This window comes from Chitinophaga qingshengii (assembly GCF_014529935.1).
GTDB lineage: Bacteria > Bacteroidota > Bacteroidia > Chitinophagales > Chitinophagaceae > Chitinophaga > Chitinophaga qingshengii.
Genome location: NZ_JACVFC010000001.1, coordinates 3,630,810 through 3,655,976, shown reverse-complemented (window position 1 = coordinate 3,655,976; position 25,167 = coordinate 3,630,810). Strand labels below are relative to the sequence as shown.

At 49.2% G+C, this 25,167-nt stretch carries 24 protein-coding genes and 1 riboswitch; of the genes, 8 read left to right on the top strand and 16 right to left on the bottom strand.

Features of this window, described 5'->3' with window-relative positions:
- Window positions 1-14: 14 nt before the first annotated feature.
- The 7 genes from thiH to thiS form a co-directional block, all read right to left on the bottom strand.
- Window positions 15-1,121 (bottom strand): 2-iminoacetate synthase ThiH, encoded by a 1,107-nt coding sequence (gene thiH, locus ICL07_RS14265; protein WP_223151838.1) that lies wholly within the window; start codon window positions 1,119-1,121, stop codon window positions 15-17.
- A gap of 10 nt (window positions 1,122-1,131) precedes the next feature.
- Window positions 1,132-1,908, bottom strand: coding sequence for a thiazole synthase (locus ICL07_RS14260; protein WP_188088563.1), 777 nt, complete (start codon window positions 1,906-1,908; stop codon window positions 1,132-1,134).
- A complete protein-coding gene (locus tag ICL07_RS14255; RefSeq protein WP_188088562.1) occupies window positions 1,908-2,537 on the bottom strand; it encodes a thiamine phosphate synthase in 630 nt (209 codons plus the stop codon). The genes ICL07_RS14260 and ICL07_RS14255 overlap by 1 nt, the downstream gene beginning before the upstream one ends.
- Window positions 2,534-3,286, bottom strand: a complete 753-nt coding sequence (locus ICL07_RS14250) for a hydroxymethylpyrimidine/phosphomethylpyrimidine kinase (protein WP_188088561.1) — start codon at window positions 3,284-3,286, stop codon at window positions 2,534-2,536. The genes ICL07_RS14255 and ICL07_RS14250 overlap by 4 nt, the downstream gene beginning before the upstream one ends.
- Window positions 3,262-3,852, bottom strand: coding sequence for a thiamine phosphate synthase (locus ICL07_RS14245; protein ID WP_188088560.1), 591 nt, complete (start codon window positions 3,850-3,852; stop codon window positions 3,262-3,264). Before ICL07_RS14245 ends, ICL07_RS14250 begins: the two co-directional genes overlap by 25 nt.
- A 10-nt stretch (window positions 3,853-3,862) precedes the next feature.
- Window positions 3,863-5,719 carry a phosphomethylpyrimidine synthase ThiC gene (gene thiC, locus ICL07_RS14240; RefSeq protein ID WP_188088559.1) on the bottom strand — a complete coding sequence of 619 codons (1,857 nt, stop codon included), beginning with the start codon at window positions 5,717-5,719 and terminating at the stop codon, window positions 3,863-3,865.
- Between the two features lie 86 nt (window positions 5,720-5,805).
- A complete protein-coding gene (thiS, locus tag ICL07_RS14235) occupies window positions 5,806-6,009 on the bottom strand; it encodes a sulfur carrier protein ThiS (protein ID WP_188088558.1) in 204 nt (67 codons plus the stop codon).
- A gap of 52 nt (window positions 6,010-6,061) precedes the next feature.
- Window positions 6,062-6,166, bottom strand: a riboswitch (TPP riboswitch).
- 148 nt (window positions 6,167-6,314) lie between these two features.
- Here thiS and ICL07_RS14230 point away from each other — a divergent pair.
- Window positions 6,315-6,788 carry a lipocalin-like domain-containing protein gene (locus ICL07_RS14230; protein WP_188088557.1) on the top strand — a complete coding sequence of 158 codons (474 nt, stop codon included), beginning with the start codon at window positions 6,315-6,317 and terminating at the stop codon, window positions 6,786-6,788.
- 7 nt (window positions 6,789-6,795) lie between these two features.
- Here the strand turns inward: ICL07_RS14230 and ICL07_RS14225 are convergent, their stop codons facing one another.
- The 3 genes from ICL07_RS14225 to dnaN all read right to left on the bottom strand — a co-directional run bounded on the left by ICL07_RS14225 (window position 6,796) and on the right by dnaN (window position 9,358).
- The gene (locus ICL07_RS14225; protein ID WP_188088556.1) at window positions 6,796-7,047 is read right to left on the bottom strand and encodes a hypothetical protein; all 252 of its coding nucleotides are present in this window, start codon (window positions 7,045-7,047) and stop codon (window positions 6,796-6,798) included.
- A 37-nt stretch (window positions 7,048-7,084) separates the two neighbouring features.
- A complete protein-coding gene (locus ICL07_RS14220) occupies window positions 7,085-7,927 on the bottom strand; it encodes a sterol desaturase family protein (protein ID WP_188088555.1) in 843 nt (280 codons plus the stop codon).
- Window positions 7,928-8,239: 312 nt separating this feature from the next.
- On the bottom strand, window positions 8,240-9,358 hold the full coding sequence (gene dnaN / locus ICL07_RS14215) for a DNA polymerase III subunit beta (RefSeq protein ID WP_188088554.1): 1,119 nt from the start codon (window positions 9,356-9,358) through the stop codon (window positions 8,240-8,242).
- 382 nt (window positions 9,359-9,740) lie between these two features.
- Here dnaN and ICL07_RS14210 point away from each other — a divergent pair, with 382 nt between their 5' ends.
- The 7 genes from ICL07_RS14210 to ICL07_RS14180 all read left to right on the top strand — a co-directional run bounded on the left by ICL07_RS14210 (window position 9,741) and on the right by ICL07_RS14180 (window position 19,430).
- Complete coding sequence (locus ICL07_RS14210; protein ID WP_188088553.1) at window positions 9,741-11,000, top strand: pyridoxal phosphate-dependent aminotransferase; 1,260 nt, start codon at window positions 9,741-9,743, stop codon at window positions 10,998-11,000.
- Between the two features lie 423 nt (window positions 11,001-11,423).
- On the top strand, window positions 11,424-12,029 hold the full coding sequence (locus ICL07_RS14205; protein WP_188088552.1) for a TetR/AcrR family transcriptional regulator: 606 nt from the start codon (window positions 11,424-11,426) through the stop codon (window positions 12,027-12,029).
- A gap of 12 nt (window positions 12,030-12,041) precedes the next feature.
- Window positions 12,042-12,656: a TetR/AcrR family transcriptional regulator gene (locus ICL07_RS14200; RefSeq protein ID WP_188088551.1), complete on the top strand. Its 615-nt coding sequence runs from the start codon at window positions 12,042-12,044 to the stop codon at window positions 12,654-12,656.
- A gap of 10 nt (window positions 12,657-12,666) precedes the next feature.
- Window positions 12,667-14,025 (top strand): TolC family protein, encoded by a 1,359-nt coding sequence (locus ICL07_RS14195; protein WP_188088550.1) that lies wholly within the window; start codon window positions 12,667-12,669, stop codon window positions 14,023-14,025.
- A 66-nt stretch (window positions 14,026-14,091) separates the two neighbouring features.
- A complete protein-coding gene (locus ICL07_RS14190; protein ID WP_188088549.1) occupies window positions 14,092-15,168 on the top strand; it encodes an efflux RND transporter periplasmic adaptor subunit in 1,077 nt (358 codons plus the stop codon).
- 21 nt (window positions 15,169-15,189) lie between these two features.
- On the top strand, window positions 15,190-18,372 hold the full coding sequence (locus ICL07_RS14185) for an efflux RND transporter permease subunit (RefSeq protein WP_188088548.1): 3,183 nt from the start codon (window positions 15,190-15,192) through the stop codon (window positions 18,370-18,372).
- A gap of 173 nt (window positions 18,373-18,545) precedes the next feature.
- Window positions 18,546-19,430, top strand: coding sequence for an SMP-30/gluconolactonase/LRE family protein (locus tag ICL07_RS14180; protein ID WP_188088547.1), 885 nt, complete (start codon window positions 18,546-18,548; stop codon window positions 19,428-19,430).
- Here the strand turns inward: ICL07_RS14180 and ICL07_RS14175 are convergent.
- From ICL07_RS14175 to ICL07_RS14150, 6 genes are all read right to left on the bottom strand, one after another.
- A complete protein-coding gene (locus tag ICL07_RS14175; RefSeq protein ID WP_188088546.1) occupies window positions 19,413-20,999 on the bottom strand; it encodes a class I SAM-dependent methyltransferase in 1,587 nt (528 codons plus the stop codon). The genes ICL07_RS14180 and ICL07_RS14175 overlap by 18 nt on opposite strands.
- Before the next feature lie 95 nt (window positions 21,000-21,094).
- Window positions 21,095-22,510: a nicotinate phosphoribosyltransferase gene (locus ICL07_RS14170; protein WP_188088545.1), complete on the bottom strand. Its 1,416-nt coding sequence runs from the start codon at window positions 22,508-22,510 to the stop codon at window positions 21,095-21,097.
- 18 nt (window positions 22,511-22,528) lie between these two features.
- Window positions 22,529-23,434, bottom strand: coding sequence for an NUDIX domain-containing protein (locus ICL07_RS14165; RefSeq protein ID WP_188088544.1), 906 nt, complete (start codon window positions 23,432-23,434; stop codon window positions 22,529-22,531).
- Between the two features lie 198 nt (window positions 23,435-23,632).
- Window positions 23,633-24,319: an NUDIX hydrolase gene (locus tag ICL07_RS14160; RefSeq protein WP_188088543.1), complete on the bottom strand. Its 687-nt coding sequence runs from the start codon at window positions 24,317-24,319 to the stop codon at window positions 23,633-23,635.
- A gap of 12 nt (window positions 24,320-24,331) precedes the next feature.
- Window positions 24,332-24,739, bottom strand: a complete 408-nt coding sequence (locus ICL07_RS14155; protein ID WP_188088542.1) for a hypothetical protein — start codon at window positions 24,737-24,739, stop codon at window positions 24,332-24,334.
- Window positions 24,740-24,750: 11 nt separating this feature from the next.
- Window positions 24,751-25,146 carry a nuclear transport factor 2 family protein gene (locus ICL07_RS14150; RefSeq protein ID WP_188088541.1) on the bottom strand — a complete coding sequence of 132 codons (396 nt, stop codon included), beginning with the start codon at window positions 25,144-25,146 and terminating at the stop codon, window positions 24,751-24,753.
- Window positions 25,147-25,167: the final 21 nt, after the last annotated feature.

The window sequence follows — 25,167 nt, the reverse complement described above, 5'->3', positions numbered from 1 at the left end:
CACCTTCTTTTATATTAGCCCAATACCTGGTCCCAGTCTTTCCACACCGGCTCATAACCACTTTGTTTCAGCATGGCAGCAATGGCGGCGGCGCTTCGTTCGTCGGAAATCTCAAATTGTTCGAGCGATTGCCGGTCGGCGGCGTATCCGCCCGGATTGGTGCGGGAGCCGGCACTCATACTGGTAATACCCAGGCGAATGATGTGGTCCCTGAAAGATTCTCTTTCACGGGTGGACATACTCAGTTCCACTTCCTGGTTAAACAGGCGGTATGCGCAGATCAGTTGTACCAGCTCGCGGTCGTTCATTTCCACTTTGGGTTGTAATCCGCCGGAGAAAGGCCGCAAGCGCGGGAAGGAGATGCTATAGCGTGTTTGCCAGTATTTTTTTTCAAGATATTGAAGATGCAGGGCCGTGAAAAAACTATCGGTACGCCAGTCCTCCAGGCCGATTAACACGCCCAGCCCCATTTTGTGAATACCGGCGCGGCCCAGTCTGTCAGGCGTTTCCAGCCGGTATTGGAAGGAGGATTTGCGCCCTTTAGGATGATGTTTTTTATAATCTTCCTGGTGATAGGTTTCCTGGTACACCAGTACGGCATGCAAACCAAGCGGTATCAGGGCTGCGTAATCTGTTTCATCCATGGGTTGCACTTCCATAGAGATATGAGAGAAATGCGGACGCAGCAGCTGCAGTGTTTTTTTGAAATAGTCCAGTCCTACCAGTTGATGGGCTTCGCCGGTTACCAGCAGTACATGATCGTATCCCATCTCCTTGATGACAGCCGTTTCCTGTAGTATTTCCGCCGGGCTGAGTGTTTTGCGCCTGATTTTATTATCGAGGCTGAAGCCGCAATAGGTACAGATATTCTGGCATTCGTTGGAGAGATACATCGGTATGTACAGCTGCATGGTATTGCCAAAGCGCTGCAGGGTACGCTGGTGGCTTATTTCCGCCATAGGCTGGAGGTAAGCTGCGGCCGCTGGTGAAATAAGCGCGGCAAAATCGTCGAGGGTACGGCGCTGCTTATGCAGTGCCTGTTCTACGTCGGCTGCTGTTTTGGAATAGATGGTTGCTTTTACTTCCTCCCACTGATATTGTTCAAAAATGTCTTTAAACATAACGGCTGTTTTATTCTTCATCAAGAAAAGCCACCAGCGGGCTGGAGGCGATAGCATGGCTACTGGTAGGCGCCAGCCCGGCTTCATAGGCCATACGGCCTGCTTCTACGCCTGCTTTGAAGGCTGCGGCCATTTTTACCGGGTCTTTGGCGACGGCCAGTGCGGTGTTTACAAGCACTGCATCGGCGCCCATTTCCATAGCGAGGGCGGCATGTGAAGGGGTGCCTATACCCGCGTCTACTACTACCGGCACATTACTTTGTGCAATGATGATTTCCAGGAAATCGGCGGTGCGCAAGCCTTTATTACTACCGATCGGTGAACCGAGCGGCATAACGGCTGCGGTACCCACTTCTTCCAGGCGTTTGCACAGTACGGGATCTGCGTGGATATAAGGCAGTACCACAAACCCCAGCTTCACCAGTTCGGTGGCGGCTTGCAGGGTTTCCACCGGATCGGGCATCAGGTAACGGGGATCGGGATGTATTTCCAGTTTGATCCAGTTGGTTTCGAGTGCTTCGCGTGCCAGCTGTGCGGCGTATACGGCTTCTTTGGCGGTACGTACGCCGGATGTATTAGGTAACAGCTGAAACTGCGGATGGTTAAGATGTTGCAACAGGTCGTCTGCCTGTTGTTGCAGGTCTACCCTTTTGAGGGCCACGGTTACCAGTTCACTGCCGGAGGCCAGCAGGGCTTTTTCCATCAGGGAGGCGGAAGCAAATTTGCCGGTGCCGGTAAACAGGCGGGAGTGAAAGGTCTGGCCTGCGATGGTTAATGGTTGTGTCATCACTGCTTGTTTAGAAGTTCATAAATATGTTGTACCAGCGGCTGCTGTTCGGGCGCCTGGGTAATCAGACCGCTGACGGCTACGCCGTGAATACCGGTTTCCAGAATGGCTGGAATATCTGTTGTCATAATTCCGCCGATGGCCACTACCGGCGTGTTGATCTGTTGTTCCCGCAAAGCGGTCATGATGGAATGATAACCTTCCACGCCCAGAATGGGACTGAGGTTCTGTTTGGTGGTCGTGAAACGGAAAGGTCCCAGGCCTACATAGCTGGCGCCGTTTTTTACATGGGAGAGCACATCGGATAAGGTGTTGGCGGTGCCGCCCACTATTTTGCCAGGCCCTACGATGGCCCTGGCTTCGGCTACGGTCATGTCCTGCAGCCCTACATGTACCCCGGCGGCATTAACGGCAACGGCTATATGCGGATAGTCGTTGATGATCAGCGAGGCGTTGTATTCATCGCAGATGGTTTTGGCGGCGGTGGCTACGGGTAGTATGTTTTCGGGTGTTTCGTTTTTGATACGCAGTTGTATCCATTGACAGCCGGCTTCGCAGGCTGCCCGGATATTGTCGAGATGGCTGCGCTGGCCTGTTTGCTGGGATATGTAATGTAGTTTGCTGATCATATGTGATGATATCCGGTTAAAGATGAATGACTGGACAATACATTTTCCGTATATGCTTTTGCGTTAGCGCAGGCGTCCGGTAGTGATTGTCCTGATGCGAGATTGGCCGTGATGGCGGCAGACAGCACACAGCCTGACCCATGTTTGGGAAAGGTTGTCTGTGTTCCGGCGGGGAAACGCTGTAGTTTGCCGCCGGCATACAGGGTATCTACGCCAGGGCGTTCCTTATGATGACCACCTTTGAGCAGTACGGCGCAGCGGGTGGCGAGCTGTTGTGCGGCAGCCTCTCCATCCTCGAGGCCGGTTAGCAACCGGGCTTCGGGGTAGTTAGGCGTGAGCAGATATAATTCCGGCAGCAGTTCCAACCAGGCCTGCCGGGGTATGTTGTTGTGGAAAGCATGTCCTGCGGAGGCTTTCAGTACGGGGTCCAGTATAATACGGATGCCGGGCGACAGGTATTTGATGGTGTATACCAGTTCCTGCAAAGCCTGTACATCGGCCATGATCCCTATTTTGCAGTAGTTCACCTGTTCTGTTGCCAGGAGCGGCCTGGCCTGTGCGAGTATACGGGGCAATGACAGCCAGTCCACCGAAATGAAGTCGCTGGCTGTTTGTATGGTAAGGGCGGTGCATATCCCCAGGCCGTATACGCGGTGCTGTTCAAACGTTTTGATATCTGCCAGCAGGCCTGCTCCCCCGCTGGGGTCGAGGCCTGCAAAGCTCATTACGACTGGTCGTTGCTGTTCCATTGTGATTGTATTCGCTGATAAGTATTGACGGCCTTGCCTGGATTCTCCCAGATTGCGCCCAGGAGGGCGGCGCCATCGAACTGCCAGGCTTTCAGCCGGTGAATATTGGATGCATCTACCCCTCCCAGCGCCAGTACCAGTTTCCCGTTCTTGTCGGGCAGCGGCTGCGCGAAGCGGCCATGATAGCCTGCCTTGGAGATGCTGTTGAAAACAGGACTGAGCAGCAGTACGGTAAAAGATGGCGGCATGACTGCTATAGCAGCGGTGTCGTGTATCCCGGTGCTGCAAAGCGGAAAGCGTTGCAGGTCACCCTGGCTGATGTTATCACGGACATCGGCGCTGAGGTGCAGGCCTCCTACCCCAAACCGGGCAGCTGCTTCCGGGTAATCGCGGATGATGATACGCGGGTACCAGGCCGGATCGGTTTTATCCAGGAAGGCCAGATAATCTGCCTGTTGCCAGGAAGGCTTGCGTAACAGGACATGGTGTGCGCCTGCCAGCAACAGATCGGCGAGTATCTTTTCTTCTTCGTGTATGCGTTCGGGAGAGGTGATGATCCATATCATAGGGCTGGTTTTACTGATATATTTCCCCACCCTGTTCAGCGAATGACCGGGCTTTCTCCTGCATGCCTGTCTCCAGGGCTGTTTTCTCATCCAATCCTTCCCGGGCAGCGAAGTCGCGTACTTCCTGGGTGATTTTCATAGAGCAGAAGTTAGGGCCGCACATAGAGCAGAAATGGGCGATTTTGGCGCCTTCTGCCGGCAAGGTTTCGTCGTGGTAAGACCGTGCTGTTTCCGGGTCGAGGGAGAGGTTGAACTGGTCTTCCCAACGGAATTCGAAGCGGGCCTTGCTGAGGGCATTGTCGCGGTATTGTGCGCCAGGGTGGCCTTTCGCCAGGTCGGCAGCGTGTGCGGCAATTTTATAGGTAATCACTCCTTGTCGTACGTCTTCCTTGTTAGGCAGACCGAGGTGTTCCTTTGGCGTTACATAACACAGCATAGCCGTACCGAACCAACCGATCATGGCAGCACCGATGCCGGAGGTGATGTGGTCATAACCGGGGGCAATGTCTGTGGTCAGTGGACCCAGGGTATAGAATGGAGCTTCGTGGCAGTGTTCCAGTTGTTTGTCCATGTTCTCTTTAATGAGGTGCATGGGTACGTGGCCGGGGCCTTCAATCATCACCTGTACCTGGTGTTTCCAGGCGATTTTGGTTAGCTCTCCCAACGTTTCCAGTTCTGCGAACTGGGCGGCATCGTTGGCGTCGGCGATGCTGCCGGGGCGGAGACCATCGCCCAGCGAAAAGGAAACATCGTATGCTTTCATGATCTCGCAGATCTCTTCAAAGTGCGTGTAGAGGAAGTTTTCCCGGTGATGAGCCAGACACCATTTAGCCATGATAGAACCGCCGCGGGATACTATGCCTGTAGTTCGTTTAGCCGTTAACGGTATATACCGCAGCAATACGCCGGCATGAATGGTGAAGTAGTCTACTCCTTGTTCTGCCTGTTCTATCAGCGTATCCCGGAATATTTCCCAGGTGAGGTCTTCCGCTTTGCCGTTCACTTTTTCGAGCGCCTGATAGATAGGTACGGTGCCGATGGGAACAGGAGAGTTGCGGATGATCCATTCTCTGGTTTCGTGGATATTTTTGCCGGTGCTGAGGTCCATGATGGTATCGGCGCCCCAGCGGCAGGACCATACGGCCTTTTCCACTTCTTCTTCTATACTGGAGGTAACGGCGGAGTTACCGATGTTGGCATTGATTTTCACGAGGAAATTGCGGCCAATGATCATGGGTTCGCTTTCCGGGTGATTGATATTGGAGGGGATGATCGCGCGTCCGGCGGCTATTTCCTGCCGTACAAATTCCGGTGTGATGTATTTCTTAGGGATATTGGCGCCCATGCTGTTGCCTGGGTGTTGATGCCAGAGTGGATTATTTTCCTCGTAGTATTTTTCAGCATATTGATTTTCGCGGATAGCGATGTACTCCATTTCCGGTGTGATAATGCCTTGTTGTGCGTAATACAGCTGGGTGACATTTTTTCCGGGGAGTGCGCGCAGTGGTTGTGCGGTGATGCTCATGCCGGGCATGTTGGCACTTTGTTGTTGCAGTTGTCGCACATAGGGACTGGTATATTGCGGCAGTTGTTCCACGTCTCCCCTGCCGGTGATCCAGGATTCGCGCAGTCTGGGCAGGCCGCGGGTAACGTCTATATCAACAGAAGGATCGGTATAGGGTCCGCTGGTATCGTATACTACTACCGGTGCATTGGGAGTAGCTTCACCATGGCGGCCGTGCATACGTGTATCCGTTAGCGTTATTTTGCGCATGGCTACTTTTACCGGGTGGATAGTCCCGCTGACATGTATTTTTTCTGAGGCGGGAAAGGGTGTGCGGCTGAGAGCCACTGGTTGTTTTTGCATGAGAAAAGATTTTGTGGACATGGGAATACCGCTTCGTTATGAAGTATAACGAAAAAGGCTAAACGAAATATGATGTACTAAACGAACTATCCGCCTTGTGTGGCGCGGATAATTGTGATACTGTCAGCAGCCTGTAACGGTTGTTCTGCCCAGCAGTTCCGTGGAACTACCTGGTTATTAACCGCAACAGCAATGCCTTTGAGGGCCGGGAGTTGAATAAACTGTAGAAGCGCAGCAATGGTTGTTCCCTGCTGCACCGCATAAAGTTTATTGTTTACAAGCACTTCCATGCGTGTTGGAATTTAAGTGAAACAATAAACTTTAAGGATGTGTGGAAGATGAGAAAGTTCAGTTACTTTTCCCTACGGCAGTATGAGCTGCTTCAGGTACTGAGGGTATCATCTCAGCTTATCCTGGTTCTCAGGATAAACACCCCTAAAGTGAGCGGTAAAAGTAGGAAAAAAATAATTAAAAAAAGAAGTAGCGTATATTTTGAGGTACGCCTGAAGTGGGAGGAGGCGATAGCATTATAAGACAGACGCAGTAAAAAATATCCGTTGCATATACGGGTAATTCGTAATTTAGTTTCATGCTAATGAAACAGTTACCGTCACTATTGCCACTATTATTGTTATTGGTAGCGTGTAAGCCAAAGAAGGGGTCTGTGCCGGAAGAGGCGGCGCATGACAGTAGTTTGCTGGTTGTTACAGACAGCAGCAATGCCGGCGTTACCGACAGCATCGCTGCTGTAACTGATACGCTGCGGGTAGACACAGCTAAGCTCATAGGGAAATGGATACAGCCCGTAGCGGGCCTGGATAAGGAAATGCAGGGGTTTCAGCTGCGCAGGAACGGAACTGCGAAGTCTATCAACATGTATACACTGATATATGACAAGTGGACATTAAACAATGACACGCTGTTTTTATGGAGCCATTCAGAAGGCGTAAAAGATACGGCTGCCGTAATAGATACCACCATTATCAGAGAACTGTCCGACACGTCGTTGGTACTGTTTCCGTTGAAGGCAGCGGAAGGTTATACCGATCGTTATCGCCGGAGCAATTAATCATGTCTTAGCTATAAATTTGCCACAGTCCTACCAGGCAGGCTACTACTGCCATAAAGATGCCGGCGGCGGCGAGCTGCATATCATCAATATTTTTTCTGCCCACATAGAGGGATACGAAGCCGATAACAGTTGCTACTGCACCGGTAGTAATGGAATAGGCCGGTGTTTTGGTAGTAAAAGCAAAGGCTGCTGAAAGAATGCCGATCACCAAAGCTGCGATACAGGTTGTTTTTGCGAGTGTTGTTGAGTGTTGCATATATATTCGGATTTAATAAACAGGTAAATGGGACTGTCTACAGTTTACTGCCTGCTCCACTGATCTTATCGTTTTCTGCTACAGTGTGTTGTTCCCAGGGAACTTTCAACAATGGCCCTACTTCCTGGTAGCGGTGGTCCTGGTATTCGTCCAGTCCGTACCGGATGGAAGTGGTATCGGGAATAAAAATAAAGGTGCCGAAGAGGCGGTCCCAGATCGAGAAGATATTGGCATAATTGGAATCCGTTTCCGGCTGGTAATGGCTATGATGTACCTTGTGCATGTCGGGTGATACGATGAGCCAGCTGAGGCTATTATCGAGCCATTTGGGCAGCCGGATGTTGGCGTGATTGAACTGCGACATGAACGCGGAGAGTGACTGGTAAAACATGACCATCCAAAAGGGGATGCCCATGGAAAGGATGGCTGCTAAAAGGGCGGCCACCCGAAAGAGGCTTTCTACCGGGTGATGGCGTAAGGCGGTGGTAGCATCAATCTGTGTGTCGATATGATGTATTTTATGGAACTGCCACATCCAGGCGATTTTATGTTGCACCAGGTGGATGAGGTAAGCGCCTATCAGGTCCAGCATCAGGATGGCCAGCACCGCATGTAGCCAAAGAGGCAGGCGAAGCCAGTATAACGCCCCGAAATGGGTATTACTGGTCCATTGGGATGCTTTCACGATGAGGAAGGCAAACCCGGTGTTGATGACGATGGTGGTGAGGGTAAAAAAAAGATTGGTACCGGCATGGCGGTATTTGCTGCCGGAGAACCGGAAGCGGGGAATGATACCTTCGATAATCCACAGCAGCAGTAAACCGCCTACCAGGATAGCGGTACGGTAAGAAGACGGAATATGTTCGAAAAACGTTACCATAGCTGGTAAGGTATATATCAGGGAATAATTGATCTCTGCTAATTACGTCGAGGTTTTCCGGCCAGGCCAACAATATCAAACGGGTGGATATGCGGGGAGAATATAAATGAATAGATAACTTTCCTACTGTCCTTTAAGCTGTATTTTTCTATTTACCCCGATGAAAAATTACGACATTTTAAGGAATAAATAAGCGCTCTTTTCCGCCACAGGCAAAGAAAAAAGCAACCTCTTTGGAAGAGATTGCTTTATATATAAGTTTTTAAATATAAGCAAATGGCTTTTAGTGTAGCCGTTCGCTTTAGCGGGTAATTAGTTGTTGAGCATGAGTGGCATTACCAGCATGAGGAGGTCTTCATTTTCTTCTTTTTCAGAAGGTTTGAGGATGCCTGCTTTAGTGGCAGTAGCCAGTTCGATGCTTACTTCATCCCCTTCCGCAGCGTTCAGCATTTCGATGAGGAATTTAGCGTTGAAGGCGATCTGCATGTCTTCGCCGGTGTACTGGCAGCTCATACGTTCGTTACCTTCAAAGGAGAAATCCACATCCTGTGCGGAGAGTTGCAGTTCGGTGCCGGTGATATTGAGCGCTACCTGGTTGGTGCTTTTGTTGGCGAATACGCCTACACGTTTCAGGGCGTTCTGGAAATCGCTTTTTACCACAGTCAGACGATAAGGGTTGTCTTTCGGGATTACTACCTTATAGTCCGGGAAACGGGCATCGATGAGGCGGCAGATCATCTGGGCGCCTTCGTGTTGCACGAAGAAGTGGTTCTGGCTGTAAGAAACCTTGATCTCTGTGTCGTTGTCCGGCAGGGCGGATTTCAGCAGGTTCAGCGGTTTTTTGGGAACGATGAAGCTGTCTGCCTGCGGGCATTTCGCATCTGTTCTTACGTACTTCACCAGGCGGTGTGCATCCGTTGCCACAAAAGTGAGGCTATCGGTGCCCAGTTCGAAGAACACGCCGGTCATAGCCGGACGGAGATCGTCGTTGCTAACGGCGAAGAGCGTTTTGTTGATAGCTGTTACCAGGGCTGTAGATGTCAGCGTGAAAGAAGTAGTGTCATCTGCAGCTGGTTCTTTGGGGAAGTTTTCCGGATTTTCTCCCATCACTTTGTACTTACCATTGTCTGAAGTGATTTCTACGGCGTAGGAGTTCAGATCAATGTGGAAAGTCAGTGGCTGGTCCGGCAAATTTTTCAGGGAATCCATCAAAATTTTAGCCGGGATACAGATCCGCCCGTTTTCTTTGGCTTCCACCTCCAGCTTCACCCGCATAACGGTTTCAAGATCAGTTGCAACTACGGTCAGCTCATTTTTATCAATCAGGAACAGGAAATCCTCCAGTATGGGTAATACTGTGTTAGAATTGATAACACCGCTGATCTGTTGTAATTGTTTTAATAAAGTAGAGGAAGAAACAATAAATTTCATGGTCTATATTAGTTTGCTTGTCATTCTTAGTTGCCGGGGAGTTGTGCCTACTTGCCTCTCCATTCACGGGGCACCCCTAAAAAGGTGTAAATGTACTGTAAACAAAGATAGAAAGTTCCGTTATTCCCTTAAATTCATTCACATCTTATACACTAAATATAAGCGGTTTTACACAGGGTAAGGCGGAAGAAAATCACATGTCAAAATAGTTTAATGCTATATAAAAGGCGGGAATTAAGCTGTTTGATTAGATGAAAACTAATAATTTGTAGCCATTATTGACTGTTGTAAAAAGAATCCAGGTTTTCTTTTAAATTATCTTCAAATCGGTTACTTTTGCCGCGCTAAAAAAATATTCCAAAACAACAAAAAATAGCAGGTTATGAAACTGTCTCATTTAGCCGAAACATTGATTGGATCAGAAATCATCAAGTTAGCTGCTGAAGTCAAGGAGAAACAGGCCCAGGGCGAGAAGATCTATAACTTCACCATCGGCGACTTTGACCCGAAGGTGTTCCCTATCCCGGTTGAATTTGAACAGGAAATCATAACTGCCTATAAGGAACACCTGACCAACTATCCGCCGGCAGATGGTATCGCTGACCTGAGAAAAGCGGTAGGTGATTTTATAGCAGAACGTGAAGGCCTCACCTACGATCCGGCTAAGGAAATCGTGATTTCCTGCGGCGGCCGCCCCATTATCTACGCTACTTTCCGTACCATCGTAGACCGTGGAGAGAAAATCGTATATGCTACGCCATCCTGGAACAACAACCACTACACCCACTTCCTGGAAGCAGAACACGTAGTGCTGGAAACAAAGGCAGAGAACGACTTTATGCCTACTGCAGCTGAACTGAAACCACTGCTGAAAGGTGCTACCCTCCTGGCATTGTGCTCCCCGCAGAACCCTACCGGTACTGCTTTCCATAAACAACAACTGGAAGAAATCTGCGACCTGGTGATCGCGGAAAACAAAAGCAGGGGTGCCAACGAAAAACCACTCTACATCATGTTTGACCAGATGTACTGGGTGCTCACCTTCGGTGAAACACACCACTACAACCCGGTTCAACTGCGTCCTGAACTGAAGGACTATACGATCTTCATCGACGGTATGAGTAAGGCTTTCGCTGCTACCGGCGTTAGAGTTGGCTGGGCGCTCGGTCCCGCTCACGTTATCGGCAAAATGAAGGCTATCCTGTCGCACGTAGGCGCCTGGAGCCCAATGGCTGAACAAAAAGCAGCCGCCCGTTACCTGGTACAGAAAGAAAATGTGGATAAATACCTCCAGCATTTCAAAGGTGAAATCGAAGAGAGACTGGTAAAAATCTATGAAGGCTTCGATAGCCTGAAGAAAGCCGGTCACCCGGTAGAAGCAATTGCACCGCAGGCAGCGATCTACCTCACCGTAAAACTGGACCTGGCCGGCAAAACCACTGCCGACGGTACTGTGCTGAAAGATCAGGCCGCTGTTACTTCTTACATCCTCAACGAAGCGAAACTGGCACTGGTGCCGTTCTATGCCTTCGGCGCTGCAAAAAATTCTCCCTGGTACCGCCTCAGCGTAGGTACCTGCGTAAAACAGGAAATTCCTGAGATGTTTGAAAAACTGAAAGCTGCACTGGAAAAATTGAAATAATAAAATTTTTTATATGATTGATAGGGCTGGCCGGAAGGTCGGCCCTATTGCGTTTTGGAGATTCCCAGGGTGCTGTGGAGAAAAAATGGTTTGCATCCCCGCCATGTGGGTGGGGACTGATGTGGCGGAAAGACAGCCCTTCTATACATAATTAGGTGTTGGCCCTAAAAACCGGCATAAGTCCCCGGGTTTCCCCTCGTTCTCCAGGTGCTTCAACGGACGCCGGTCATCGCCCGAAGGGCAAAAAAAAGACCATGTGGATAAGTTTATTATCAGCGACATCAGCCGGCATCAAATTCATCATTGTTGACTTTTTGACTTTTGTCATCGAAAAGTTAAATACCTGTTAAATACGCTTCCATCGCTACGAATTACAAAAATCTTCCTAATTTTGACCTTGAAACTAAAAAAGTCAAAAAGTTAATGCATACAGAGAATAAAGACGAAATGAGGGATAAGATCCTCGAGGCGGCTCTGAAGCGTTTTACTCATTATGGCGCAGCCAAGACCACGATGAATGAGATCGCGGATGATCTTCATTGTTCCAAGGCATCCCTGTATTATTATTTCCCGGACAAGAAAGCCATGCACCTGGCTGTACTGGAGAAAATAGCAGAGGCCTATTTTGCAGAAATGCAGAAGGTAACAAGCCATATCACATCGGCTGCGCAGGCTTTGCATGATATTATCGAAGTCAAAAAAGGTTTTATCAGCAAGTTTTGCCGGCTGGAAATCTTTAAAATACAGAAAGATGGTCCCTCTGTTTTCCTGGAAGGTGTGAAACGTGCGAAACAGATAGAAATCGGCCTGACAACCAATGTGATCAAAGCTGGTATTGCCTCCGGCGAATTTAAAGTAGACAATGCCGAACTAACAGGCGATCTGCTGGTACAATCACTGATGGGCCTCCGGTTTTCTGTGCCGGACCATCTCTCCAACGATGAAGAACTGGATGAAGCAACATTTGAACGGGTGATCGAAAAACAGAAGCTGTTACTGGACATCTTCATTAAAGGCATGCAAGCATAAACGGACTATATCATGGTAGCGAGGGAAAGAATTTTAGATGTGGCATTGAAACTGTTTCGCATATACGGAGTGAAAGGAGTAACCATGTTCGATATTGCCCGTGATTGCGGGATGTCTAAAAAGACCGTGTATGAACATTTTTCTGATAAACAATCGCTGATAGACCTGGGCATGCAACAGCTGCTTAACACGCACAGCGCTTATTTCCAGGAAACACACACCGCGGCGGAAAATGCCATCGATGAACTGGTACGCAGCATGAAATACATTACCAATATGGCCAGATCGTTTAACCCGGTCATGTTGTTTGAAATACAAAAATACCATCCGGACACCTGGAAAAATATTGAAAACTTCCAGCGGGACTGTATTCTGTACGGCATTACAGAGAACCTGAAAAGAGGAATGTCGGAAGGCCTGTACCGGCAAAACCTCGACCTGAACGTGATTTCACGCATGCGCCAACTACAACTGGATGCGGCTTTCGATCAACTTCAGTACCCACCGGACCAATTCGATATGTCTGCTGTAATGGAACAAATTACTGCACATTTTATACTGGGCATTGCCACTATCAAAGGCCATAAGCTGGTAAACCAGTACCTGCAAATCAAAGAAGAAGAATAACTATTAACGTATGAAACGATTAAAGTTAACGCTTGTCCTCTTAATGGGGATAGGGGGATTTCATGCCTACGCACAAGCGCCACTGTCCTTACAGGACGCGCTGAAGTTTGCACTGAGTAATAACCAGCAACTCTCCAGGTCAAAAATGGACGAGGAAATGGGAAAATTCAAAACCCAGGAAGTCCGCTCCCAGGCACTTCCGCAAATCAACGGTAACGCCAACTACACCGACAACCTGAAACTGGCGCAGTCACTATTGCCTGGCACCGTTATCGGTAAACCGGATAGCTCCGTAACCATCACTTTTGGTACGCAGTATACCGCTACTGTAGGCGCGGAACTGAGCCAGCAGATCTTTAACAAGGCCGTCTTTACCGGTATGAAAGCTGCAAAAGCCGGGGAAGAATATTATACGCTGCAAACAAAGAAAACATCGGAAGATGTGATCTACAACGTATCCGGCCTGTATTATCAACTACTGGTGCTGCAGGAAAAAATCGTGACGGTTAACAGCAACATCGAAAAATTGACCCAACTGGTGAACGCCACCCAGTCACAATATGAAAACGGCCTCGCTAAAAAAATTGACCTGGACCGTATCAAAGTAAATCTCACTAATTATCAAACGCAACGTGTGCAACTGCTCAACAACGCCGCTACACAGGCCAACAACCTGAAACGCGTGATGGGTATGCCGCTGCAGTCCAGCTTTACCATCCCGCGTGCTTCGCTGAAAGACATCGAAACCAAAGCCGCCGGCGTATTGCAATACGATGATATGAACCTGGAGAACAGAACAGAATTTAAGCTCATACAGAAACAACTGCAACTGCAGGAGTTCCAGAAGAAAGCCTATCAGGCAGAGTACTACCCTACCCTGTCGCTCTTTGGCCGCTATTCTTACAACGGCATGAGCCAACAATGGTTGTTCTCCAAAAATGATCCGGCTAACAATACTTTCTGGTATGGCGCTGCTGCGGTAGGTTTGTCTGTACATATCCCCATCTTCGATGGTTTTGGCCGCCGTTCCAAAGTAAGTCAGGCTAACGTAACCCTGCGCCAGCTGAACAAACAGAAAGAGGAAATTGCCCTCAACCTGGACACAGATTACGAAAACGCTAAACTGCAGGTACGTACCAATCTCTCCACCATCCACACCCAGAAAGAAAACGTGGACCTGGCTAATGAAGTGTACTACTCTACCCAGAATAACTATAAACTGGGCCTCGCCAGCCTGACAGACCTGCTCAACGCAGAAACCTCCCTGGCAGATGCACAGAACAGCTACAACGAAGCACTGCTTCAATATAAGATGGCCGAACTGGACATCATCAAAAGCAAAGGCAGCTTAAACGACCTGCTGAACTAATTATAACATCAACGACTAAACGATAGACCGCAACTGTGGCGGATATAAACACACAAATTATTGCAGATGAAAAAGTTTATTATCTGGGGCTTGGTAACAGTAGGTGCAGTGGTACTGATCATGTGGAAGCTTAACGCCAATAAAAAAGCCAATGAAGCTAAAACAGCCTTCGTAAAAGAAAGCAACAGCGGCGAAGTGCCGGTACTGATACAACGGGTATCCACCAACGATTTTGCACAGGGCTTCCTGGCTAATGGTAATTTCGCTCCTATCCGCGAACTGTCTTATCTCGCTGAAACCGCCGGCCGTATTACCAAACTGCTGGTAGATGAAGGCAGCGTGGTGAAACAAGGACAGGCTATTGCCTATATCGACGGACAGATTGTGAACACAGACCTCGCCTCTGCAAAAGCGAACCTCGATCAACTGCGTGTAGATAAAGAAAGATATGAATCCGCTTTCAAAACGGGCGGCGTTACCCAGAAACAGGTGGATGACGTGAAGCTGCAATATGATATTGCTAAAACCAGATACGAAGCCGCCAGCCGCCATGTAAGCGATACTTATGTGAAAGCGCCTATCTCCGGTGTTATCAATAAAAAATATATAGAACAAGGCGCCTACCTCTCTCCCGGTAATAAAATGTTCGACATCGTGGACGTATCCAGGCTGAAACTGGCCGTGTCTGTACCGGAAGCACAGGTCGTAACCCTGAAAAAAGGCCAGAAAGTAAAAGTGACTTCCAACGTATTCCCGGAAGCCAGCTACGAAGGTACGATTACCTTCATCGCGGCGAAAGGAGATAACTCCCTCAACTACCCGGTTGAAATGGAAGTGGGTAACCAGGCCGGTAAAGAGCTGAAAGCCGGTATGTACGGCACGGCCCACTTCGAAGCACCGACTGCCGCCAAAACAATGTTCATCGCACGTACAGCTTTCATCGGTGGTGTGAGCAGCAACGAAATATATGTGATGGAAGGTAAAGTAGCTAAAAAACGCAAAGTGATCGCTGGTCAGATTATCGGCGACCAGGTGGAAATACGGGGAGGCCTCAACGAAGGAGATACCGTGATCACCAGCGGTCAGATCAACCTTACCGACGGTACACCTGTAGTAGTACAGGGGGGTAATGGCAACAAATAAGCGTGAATCAATTTTTGCAACATGAAGATTACTGAAGTTTCCATAAAAAGACCCACAATTGTGGTGGTGGTATTTACCATCCTCACGCTGCTGGGTGTTATGAGCTATAAATCACTGAACTATGAGCTACTGCCCAAGTTCAGCTCCCCGATCGTGACTATTGCGACGGTGTACCCCGGTGCTTCGCCCAACGAGGTGGAAAGTACCATTACCAAAAAGATAGAAGACGCGATCGCCTCTATGGAAAAGATCAAGAAGATTACTTCCAAATCTTCCGAAAGCCTTTCCGTGATCACCGTAGAACTGAACAACGATGCCAACGTGGACATTGCACTCCAGGATGCGCAACGTAAGGTGAACGCCATCCTGGCCGATCTGCCGGGTGATGCGAAACCACCTTCCCTGAATAAGTTCTCCCTCGACGACCTGCCGATTATGACCTTATCCGCTACGGCTAAAATGGACGATAAAAAGTTCTATGACCTGGTAGATAAGAAACTGCAGCCCTTATTGTCCCGGTTACCGGGCGTAGCCCAGGTATCCCTGATTGGTGGCCAGGAACGTGAAATACAGGTCAACGTAGATCCGGCTAAGTTACAGGCTTATGGCATGTCTGTTTTGCAGGTACGCCAGGCGGTGACCAACGCCAACATGGATTTCCCTACCGGTAAGGTAAAAACGGCCAATGAACAGATCCTGATCCGTTTGGCGGGTAAGTATAAAAATGTGGACCAGCTGCGTAACCTGGTGCTGAAAACCACGGCAGAAGGGACACAGATCCGCCTGCAGGATGTGGCCGATGTACAGGATGCCCAGAAAGATGCAGAACGTATTGCCCGTGTAGATGGCGTTAACGCGATTGCCTTGCAGGTGCAGAAACAAACTGATGCCAATGCGGTAACCGTGAGTAAGGAAATGAAAAAGGCGATCGCACAGGTGGAAAAAGACTATGCGGTAAACGACCTGAAAATACTGGTGGCCAACGACTCTTCCGACTTTACGCTGGAATCTGCGGACTCCGTGATACATGACCTGATCCTGGCGGTAGTACTGGTGGCCATCGTGATGCTGTTGTTCCTGCACAGTATTCGTAGTGCCATCTTCGTGATGATCTCCATTCCGGCCTCCCTGATCGCAACCTTCATTGGTATGAAACTGATGGGCTTCTCCCTCAACCTCATGTCCCTGTTGGGTCTGTCGCTGGTGGTAGGTATCCTGGTGGATGACGCCATTGTGGTGCTGGAGAATATTTACCGTCATATGGAGATGGGTAAAAACCGCGTACGCGCTGCGTTTGACGGTGTAAAAGAGATAGGCTTTACCGTTACCTCCATTACCCTGGTAATTGTGGTGGTGTTCCTGCCGATCTCCCTCACCAACGAGCTGGTATCCAAAATCCTGCGTGAGTTCTGCGTGGTGGTGATGATCTCTACCATGCTCAGTTTGCTGTCATCCTTTATGATTGTACCACTGCTGTCTTCCCGTTTTGGTAAACTGGAACACATCACCGGAAAAAATATCTTCGAGAAATTCATCCTCTGGTTTGAAAAACAACTGACCCGTTTTACCCAATGGATGACCGGTATCCTCAAATGGGCGCTGGTACACAAAGCTATCACGTTGATTGTGGCTATTGGTCTGCTGTTCGCTTCTTTCATGCTGGTAGGTAAAGGGTATATCGGTGGTGAGTTTATCCCGAAAGGCGACCGCGGACAATTTATTGTGATGCTGGAAATGCCGAAGGACGCGTCTGTACAGACCTCCAACCAGGCTACCCGCAAAGCGGAACAATATCTCAGTAAAAAGGCAGAAGTGGAAAGGCTGATCACGACGGTAGGCCAGACCAGTGAGGACGGTTTCGGTACTTCCCAGTCTACTGCCTACAAATCAGAGATCACCGTCATGATGGTGCCCTTGGAAAAACGTACCGAAGGATCTGATATCTATGCGGCTAAAGTGAAGAAAGAACTGAAAGCGCTGTTGCCCGGTGTGAAAGTGAAAACGACAGACGTGAGCATCATGGGTACTGCGGAAAGAGCGCCGGTAGAGCTGATCGTCATGGGTAGTGAACTGGACAGTGTGATGAACTTCGCGAAAAAAGCTATGGACACGCTGAAAACCATCAGCGGTACCAGCGAGGTGAAACTGTCTGTAGAAGAAGGTAACCCGGAAATCAACGTGCAGGTGGACCGTGATAAGATGGCTGCGCTTGGCCTCACCCTCGATATGGTGGGTGGTACCATGCAGACGGCCTTCAGCGGAACAGCAGATGATTCCAAAGTGAAATTCCGTCAGGGCGATTATGAATATGATATCAACATCCGCTTTGATGATTTCAATAAAAAGAATATCCAGGATGTGGCTAATATCCAGTTTGTAAATGATAAAGGCCAGCTGATCAAGCTGTCACAGTTTGCCAGCGTAGTGGAAGGCTCCGGCCCCAGCCACCTGGAAAGAAGAGATAAAAATACCTCCGTGTCTGTACAGTCACAGGTAATGGGACGTCCGTCCGGTACCGTGACCCAGGAGTTTGCCGCTAAACTGGCGAAAATGGAAAAACCTGCAGGTATCAACTTCGTGTTTGGTGGTGATGCAGAAAACCAGGGCGACTCCTTCGGTACACTGGGCGCAGCTTTGCTGATCTCCATTGTGATGGTGTACCTGATCATGGTGGCGCTGTACGACAACTACATCTATCCGTTTGTGGTACTGTTCTCTATTCCGCTGGCGATCATCGGTGCGTTACTGGCACTGGCGCTGACCAACAATACGCTGAACATCTTCACCATCCTCGGTATGATCATGTTGATTGGCCTGGTGGCGAAGAATGCGATCATCCTGGTCGACTTTACCAACCAGATGAAAGAGCAGGGACAGACGACATACGATGCGCTGATACACGCCAACAACGCCCGTTTAAGGCCTATCCTGATGACCACTATCGCGATGGTGATCGGTATGTTGCCGATTGCAATGGCTACCGGTGGTGTGGCTTCTACCAAAAATGGTTTGGCCTGGGTAATTATCGGTGGTTTGATCAGCTCCATGTTCCTTACCCTCATTGTGGTACCGGTGGTATACATGGTGGTAGATAAGATCATGGCCAAATTCGGCATGGGTAAACTGTCTACCAAACGTTATATCAGACAGCGGATGGTGGCTTCCTACGAAGAAATACCCCTGCATGATATGCATAATAACTAATTGATATAAAGATATGTTACTAACAGTGTAACAGTTGTAGGTTTAGGTAGTGGCCGGAGTATTCATACTCCGGCCTTATTTTTTCCCGGTTCTTTGATATTCACAGATAATACTTTGACGAATATAATCAGCAATGCGGCGGGGTAGTTATTTTTGTAGTATAAACTACCCTTATGAAAAAAATGATTCCCCTTTTACTGACCGCTATGTTAGTGACAGCCCGTATTTGCGCGCAACAAACTGTTACCAGCCTGGCAACGCCGGAAAGCGCGGTGGCCTGGAAAGATGGTTATTTTGTTTCACAGATCGGCCCCAAGCCGGACCCCTTCACTAAAGACGGCGACGGCAGCATTGCCTGGGTACAAGGAGGCAAAGTACAGTCTGCCCGCTATTTCAACGATACCCTGAATGCGCCCAAAGGCCTGGAAATAATTGGCCATACCCTGTATGTGACCGATATGGACCATCTCAAAGGATATGATATTGATACCAGGAAAAAAGTATTTGATCTTGTTCCGGAAGGGAAAGACCGGCAGCTCAATGACCTGACCGTGGTACATGACAGCCTGTTGGTGGTGAGTGATTGCGTTACCGGAGATATACTGTTGGTAAATCCCCGTACGGCTGCGGTGAAACTATTAGGCAACCTGGTGGTAGCCAACGGCGTGGTATACGATGAAGCGGCGGATCAGCTGTATGTTTGCACCATGGGACCGGGTATGAATGGAGAAGGGCACCTGTATCACCGTCGGGTAGATGTGGAGGAGGATGTTTTCCAGCCGGTAAAGAACTCCCCTACCGGTTTATTTGATGGTATTGTTCAGCTGGATGCCAGCCATTTGCTGCTGTCCGACTGGATAACGGTCAAAGCGCCCACAGAAGGCTTGTTGCAGGTGTATGACCTGAAGACAGCGACTTCCCGCAGCATAAAGGCCATCCACTCCCCTGCGGATATTGCACTGGATAAGCGGCGTCACGCATTGCTCATACCGGTGATGCTCGATGGGAAGCTGCAGATATGGCCTTTAAAAAAGCTGGCTTTATTTTCTGGCCAGTAACAACATATGCGAAACCGGGAACGGCATCGTTTCCGGTTTTCCGTTTTCGTTCAGGCGAAACAGTTGGGTCCTTCCTTCCAGCCGGTTTTGTACAATCCAATCGTTGCGGTAAGCATGAGAGAGGTTGTCCAGCCGCAGTCCGGCTTCTTCGAGCGCCTGTTTCCAGTCGTTATAGTTCCAGAAGCAGAACGTCTCGTGCATTTCGCTGAGCCAGTTATCGTGATAATCTTTTTTGAAAAGAAATTCGCAGGCATCCTGCATAGATAGCCGGCAGTAAGTAGTACCGTCAATAGTTACCCATTCATGGTGTAGCCGATAGCCTTCCTCATGACGGAAATCCTGCGCAAAGCGGTGGAACAGCGCTTTGGTGGATAATTGTCCCAGCCATGCTGCCAGCGTCTGTGTAGTCGGATTTTCCGGCATTGGCACATCGTTGGCGCCGTCCGTTTCGTTTAGCCATAGGAGTACAGTTTCGGTCCTGTTTTCAGGGCCTACTACATCGCGGTTAATCCACACCCCGCCGGGTACCAGCTCCTGGTAACGGTTTTGTATAAATGCTATCAGGTCTTTTCTGCTGCCGTAAGATTCTATTTCATGTGTTAAGGAAGATGTATGGATAGTATTCATACTGCCGGGTTCAAACACGAGGCTGGTCACCGCGTTTTTCTGGGAGAAAAATACGGATGGGTTGGCGAATTCGCCGTTGTGTTTGCGTTGCAGGCAGATATCGTACAGGTGGCGGGATACTTCTATGCCATAGAAATCGCATTCATGGAGGCGATCGTCTTCGCAGGCGATTTTTATCCAGGAACCGGCTGCGCAGCCAATATCGCCGATGTTGCCGGGTTGTATATAAGGGGCGGTTTCGCGGTATTTGAGCGCCGCGATATCGTCCATCTGTTTTACATATACGTTGTAGTCGCGGGTAGCGGTCAAATCGCCGTCAGCCCCGATGATGGGGTCTTTCAGGATCTGTTGCACCTTCTCTCCTACTCCATACAACGACCATATTTTGAAAGCTGCCGGGTGTACCTGTTCCAGTACCTGCGGGTTTTTGCGCCAGTCGGGCGCCTGTGCAATCACATTGACCAGGTCCCAGGGCATGGGTTGGGTGAACTGGTTGGTGGCCGGGTCCCATTCCGCCGTGAGGATACGGAACCCTTGTTTCATATACATTTCCCGTACACTGGTAGAGCAGATCACCACTGTGTTTTCCGGTGTGAGGGCGTGTGCGCCTTCGCTGGAGTGCCGGATGGTTTTGAGGGTATATTCCGCGAAATCGTGAATCACGCCTACATCGTCGATGCCATATACATAGGCCGGTACGTCGAGGGAATTGGAGAACTCCTGGATCACCATGGCACGCAGGTAAAACGGTACCGGATTGCGTTTGGTGCCGAGATGGTTGGCGGAAGTAACGGCGAAGATGATTCCTTCTACCGGAGCAGTGTCCAACGGTTGTCCATATACGTCTTTTTCGCCTTCCAGGCTGCATTTGATCAGGCGGTTCAGGTATTTGAACTGAAAGTCGGTCAGCAGGTGGTGGCGGCCAGGTATGAGTAAGTACATACGATGAAGTTAATGGATTTCCGGAAAAAAGCCCGGGGGCTGAGTCCCGGGCGTTACAATGGGGGTAACTTTTTACTGGAAGAAACAGGATATGTTTATAAAGCGGCTGCCTGGCGAATGGCGTCGAAAGACCATGTTTTAGTGATTTCACCGTTTTCAAAAACCGTTTCGAGGAGGTCTTTTTGTTCGGGTGCATCATCGGCGCCGATGGTGTGGAAGATGCCGTTTTCTTTCACCAGTTTGAGTTTGCCGGCTTTAGATTTTTTGAAGGAGGTACGTAACTGGCCGCTGGCGTCCATTTCTACCGGCATTTTCTGAACGTTGATACCTTGTTCGTTTACTTCAGCGTAGGCGCATTTCAGGGCAAATTCCTGGGTGTCGCGGTTGACGCGTTGCAGGAGTGCGCCACCCATTCCCAGTACCAGGTTTTCCGCGCTGATACCGGCTTGTTTGAGCGCTTCGAAGATACCGGGAATAGAAGAGTAGCTGATACCGTCGCCTTGTATCACCCTTACCTGAGGCGGTAATACCTTGTATCCTTTTTCGTTGACAGTGTAGCCGAATTTATTCATGAGGATATCGAATACCCGCAGCAGGGTTTGTACCGGATCGCCGCTGTCGGGGCGGATGACCAGGGTACCCTGGCGATTCAGGATTTGTTCTTTCAATTCCGTGCCCCAGTATTCTTCACAGGCGCGGAAGATATTGTAGGAGTCAGATACACAGGCAATGGTACCGGTGGGGAAGGCATTGAGTACATGTTTAAAAATTTCCAGTTCACCGGCTTCGCCCAGCAGAGTTACGATAGAGTGTTCCGTGGCGGGGATAGACAGGCCGGGTGCGGTGGCCGCGTCATAATAACGTTTGGCGAATACAGAGGCGGCGATGGTATCGCTGCCGGAGAAGCTGACCAGGTGGGCGCTGCCGCCGATGCCGGCACTTTCTACAGAGCTGGCGCCACGGAAGCCGAAGTCGTTCAGTACAAAGTCGATTCCTGCGAAAGCGGTGGCGCTGGCGGTATCATCGTAGTATCTTTTGACAATCTTCTTGATTTCCCTGGATACAGAAGCTACCGTGCAAGGGTACCAAACCTGCATCAGCAGGGTTTCGAGGAAGTTGGTGAGCCAGAAGCATTCCGGGTCTGTGTTTTCGATGGTCATGAGTACATTTCGTACAGGCACCACCGTGCCTTCGGGAACTGCTTTGATGCGTACCGGGAGTTTCCCGCCGTGTTTATGGATGATATATTCAAAGCGGCTGCGGTCAAATATATCGTCGCGGCCAAATACTTCTTTGAGGGTGATTTCCGCTTCATCGAGTTTTTCTTTGGTGAAAACAACGCCCTGCAGGTATTCTTTCAGGAAATATTGTAAACCATAGAACACGGTTTCATCGAATTTACCACCGCGGCTTTCCAGGTAAGAGTAGATATGTTGGGTACCGGGGATGTATAATTTATGGTGGGAATATTTGTAAGCGTCGGCCAGGAGGATCAGATTTTCCTTTGTCATAGCAGTAAGTTTTAAGTCTTAGAGAAGGTATTTATCAACCAGTCGTTGAAATAAAGGTTGGTGTGTGTCAGCGAGTTCTTGTTTTTTCATTAGTTCCGGTATATCCGTTAGCGTTATCCACTTTACTTCCGCCAGATCGTCGCCGGCGGTGGGTTCGCCGTAGAGCAGGTCGGTAGCGAACAGGGTGGTAATGATTTTATTGGTTTCGGAGCGGTAGCGCCAGTCGTCTATTTTAACGGAGGCCACATATTCCATGGCGCTGGTTTCCATGTTGCCGCATTCTTCGCGGAGTTCCCTGGCGGCGGCCACTTCAAAGCAATCGTCCGTAGGGTCGGAGAACCCGCCGGGGAGGCGCCAGGTAGTTTCGTTGGGTTTGCGGCCTACCAGCAGCTGCTGTTTGTTGTTTTTAAACAGGGCGATGTCTACGGTGGCATATACAGCGGGGAACAGGTTGTATGTGTTGTAGATGATGCCGGCGCGGAATTCTTCTGTGTCGAACACTTTATCTGACAGAGCTTCCCGCATGGCGGTGGCGTTGTAATCTTTTACCGGAGGCAGTGCTTCCGTAGGGTAGCGGCCGGAATAGGTACCCATGAAGCTGTCGCGGCTCCCGTACAACACGAAGGTTTCGTGGGGGAAATTGTTGTGCAGTAGTTCATCCAGCTTTTTAGACCATATGGTATCGTATTTCTGGTCGCTGAGGGGCAGTATAATGATTTCGGGGAACTGTTGTTTGATCATGCGCTCGCGGGTGTAATAATCGAGCGGATTTTTACGGCTGCCTTTCACCGGGCTTACGCCGAGGATGATCAGTACACGGTTATGTTTTAGTTTCACCTGCCGGATCAGTTCCAGGTGCCCTTCGTGAAGGGAGGGCGTTTGAAACCGGGCTATAATAACTCCTGTGGGCTTTGTTGTTTGCATATCCGAGCCATTTTGTGTATTTGTTACACAAATATATAAAGAGAATTAATATCAGTCAAAATATTTTTTGTAAAAAATACACAAAATATTTTAAACCAATTGATTTACAGTAATTTATAAAATTATAAACATTCCGAACATGATACCATCTTCGTTATAATCAGTCAAAAAATCAAAAAATCGAAAATCAAAAAATCACTAAATCTCAAACGCCATTCCTTCTTTTTTCAGCTTAAAATATTGTTCTTCATTGAAGCTGAAAAGTTTAGCGGGGCGGCCCTGGGACACCTGTTTTTGTTTTTCGTTATGGGCAATGAGAATACCGAGGTGATTTATTTTTTTCTGGAAGTTCCGGCGGTCGATGGGCCGGTCCAGCAGTGTTTCGTAGAGTTTTTCGAGATCCGCGATGGGGAACTTCTGATCAAGCAGTTCGAAGCCGATGGGTTCGTAACGGATTTTATTGCGGAGGCGTTGTACCGCCACATCAATGATGGTGGCATGGTCGAAGGCCAGTGAGGGCAGGTCCTTGATATTGAACCAGGACGCATCTTCTGCGTCGGAGCTGGCAGCGAGTTTGAAGTTGGTCGGGTTCACCAGGCCAAAGTAGGCAACAGACACCACTCTCCCTCTGGGGTCGCGGCCTGGCAGGCCGAAGGTATACAGCTGTTCGAGATAGTTGATATGAACACCGGCTTCTGTCAGCAGTTCGCGGGTGACGGCCGTTTCGAGCGATTCGCCGTCCAGCACAAAGCCGCCGGGCAGCGCCCAGCTATGCAGATAAGGGTCAATGGTGCGTTTAATCAACAGCACAACGATGCCTTCCCTGGGAATATATCCGAATACGACCGCGTCTACGGTTAACCTGATGTTCTGTACTATTGGCAAACTGCTAACGGATTATTTTGCTTTAATATAATGTTCGATCTGGGCGGTGCCCTTATGTAAATTTACAAATAACGGGTTTTTCACCGGATCAAATACGATGATGGTATTCATAGACCAGGCGTCCTGCGGGGCGGGCATTTCTATCATCACCTCCAGGCCGTTGGTCCGGTGGAACAACAGGCTGTCCTTACCGGCGATATGTGGTTTAAATCCCTGCTGGTCGAGGTAATCGGTGATTTCCTTACGCAGCTGCAGAACAGAATCCATCAACGGGCTGGAAGCCGGCTTGAATTCACGGTATACATAACTTTTTTCGGTGATCACATCGTAGGCATCCTTATTCACCTGGTGGTCATTACGGGTAGGGTTACACGCAAAGAGCAGGCAAGCGGCGGTGAGGATGGATAATAATATTTTCATGATATCTGGCTTTAATGTTCATAGCAGCCGTAATTACGCTGCCGGTATATTTTTCCTTCGCGGAATTCGATGACGGTACAGATAAAGGCTTTCATCACCTGTCCCCTTCTGTATTTGCCGGCATCCACGCCTATTTCGCCGGTCCAGGTGGCTTCCACTACAAGGGAGTTTCCATTCTGAACGGCTTTCTGAACGCTGTAATGTTGCGATTTCAGGATCAGTTTATTGGTAGCCATACTGTCGAGCATCAATTCAAAATTTCTTTGTTTGACTTCGGCTGACAGCTGATTGGGATATTCCGTCTGAATAACGCCCGGGTGAAAAATATTGGCAAACTCGGCCGGATCTGCGGAGAAATTTTCCAGCAGTTGGAAATACCGGTATACGAGGGCCAGTTTTTCGTCCATTTAACAGGGATGCGTTGAATT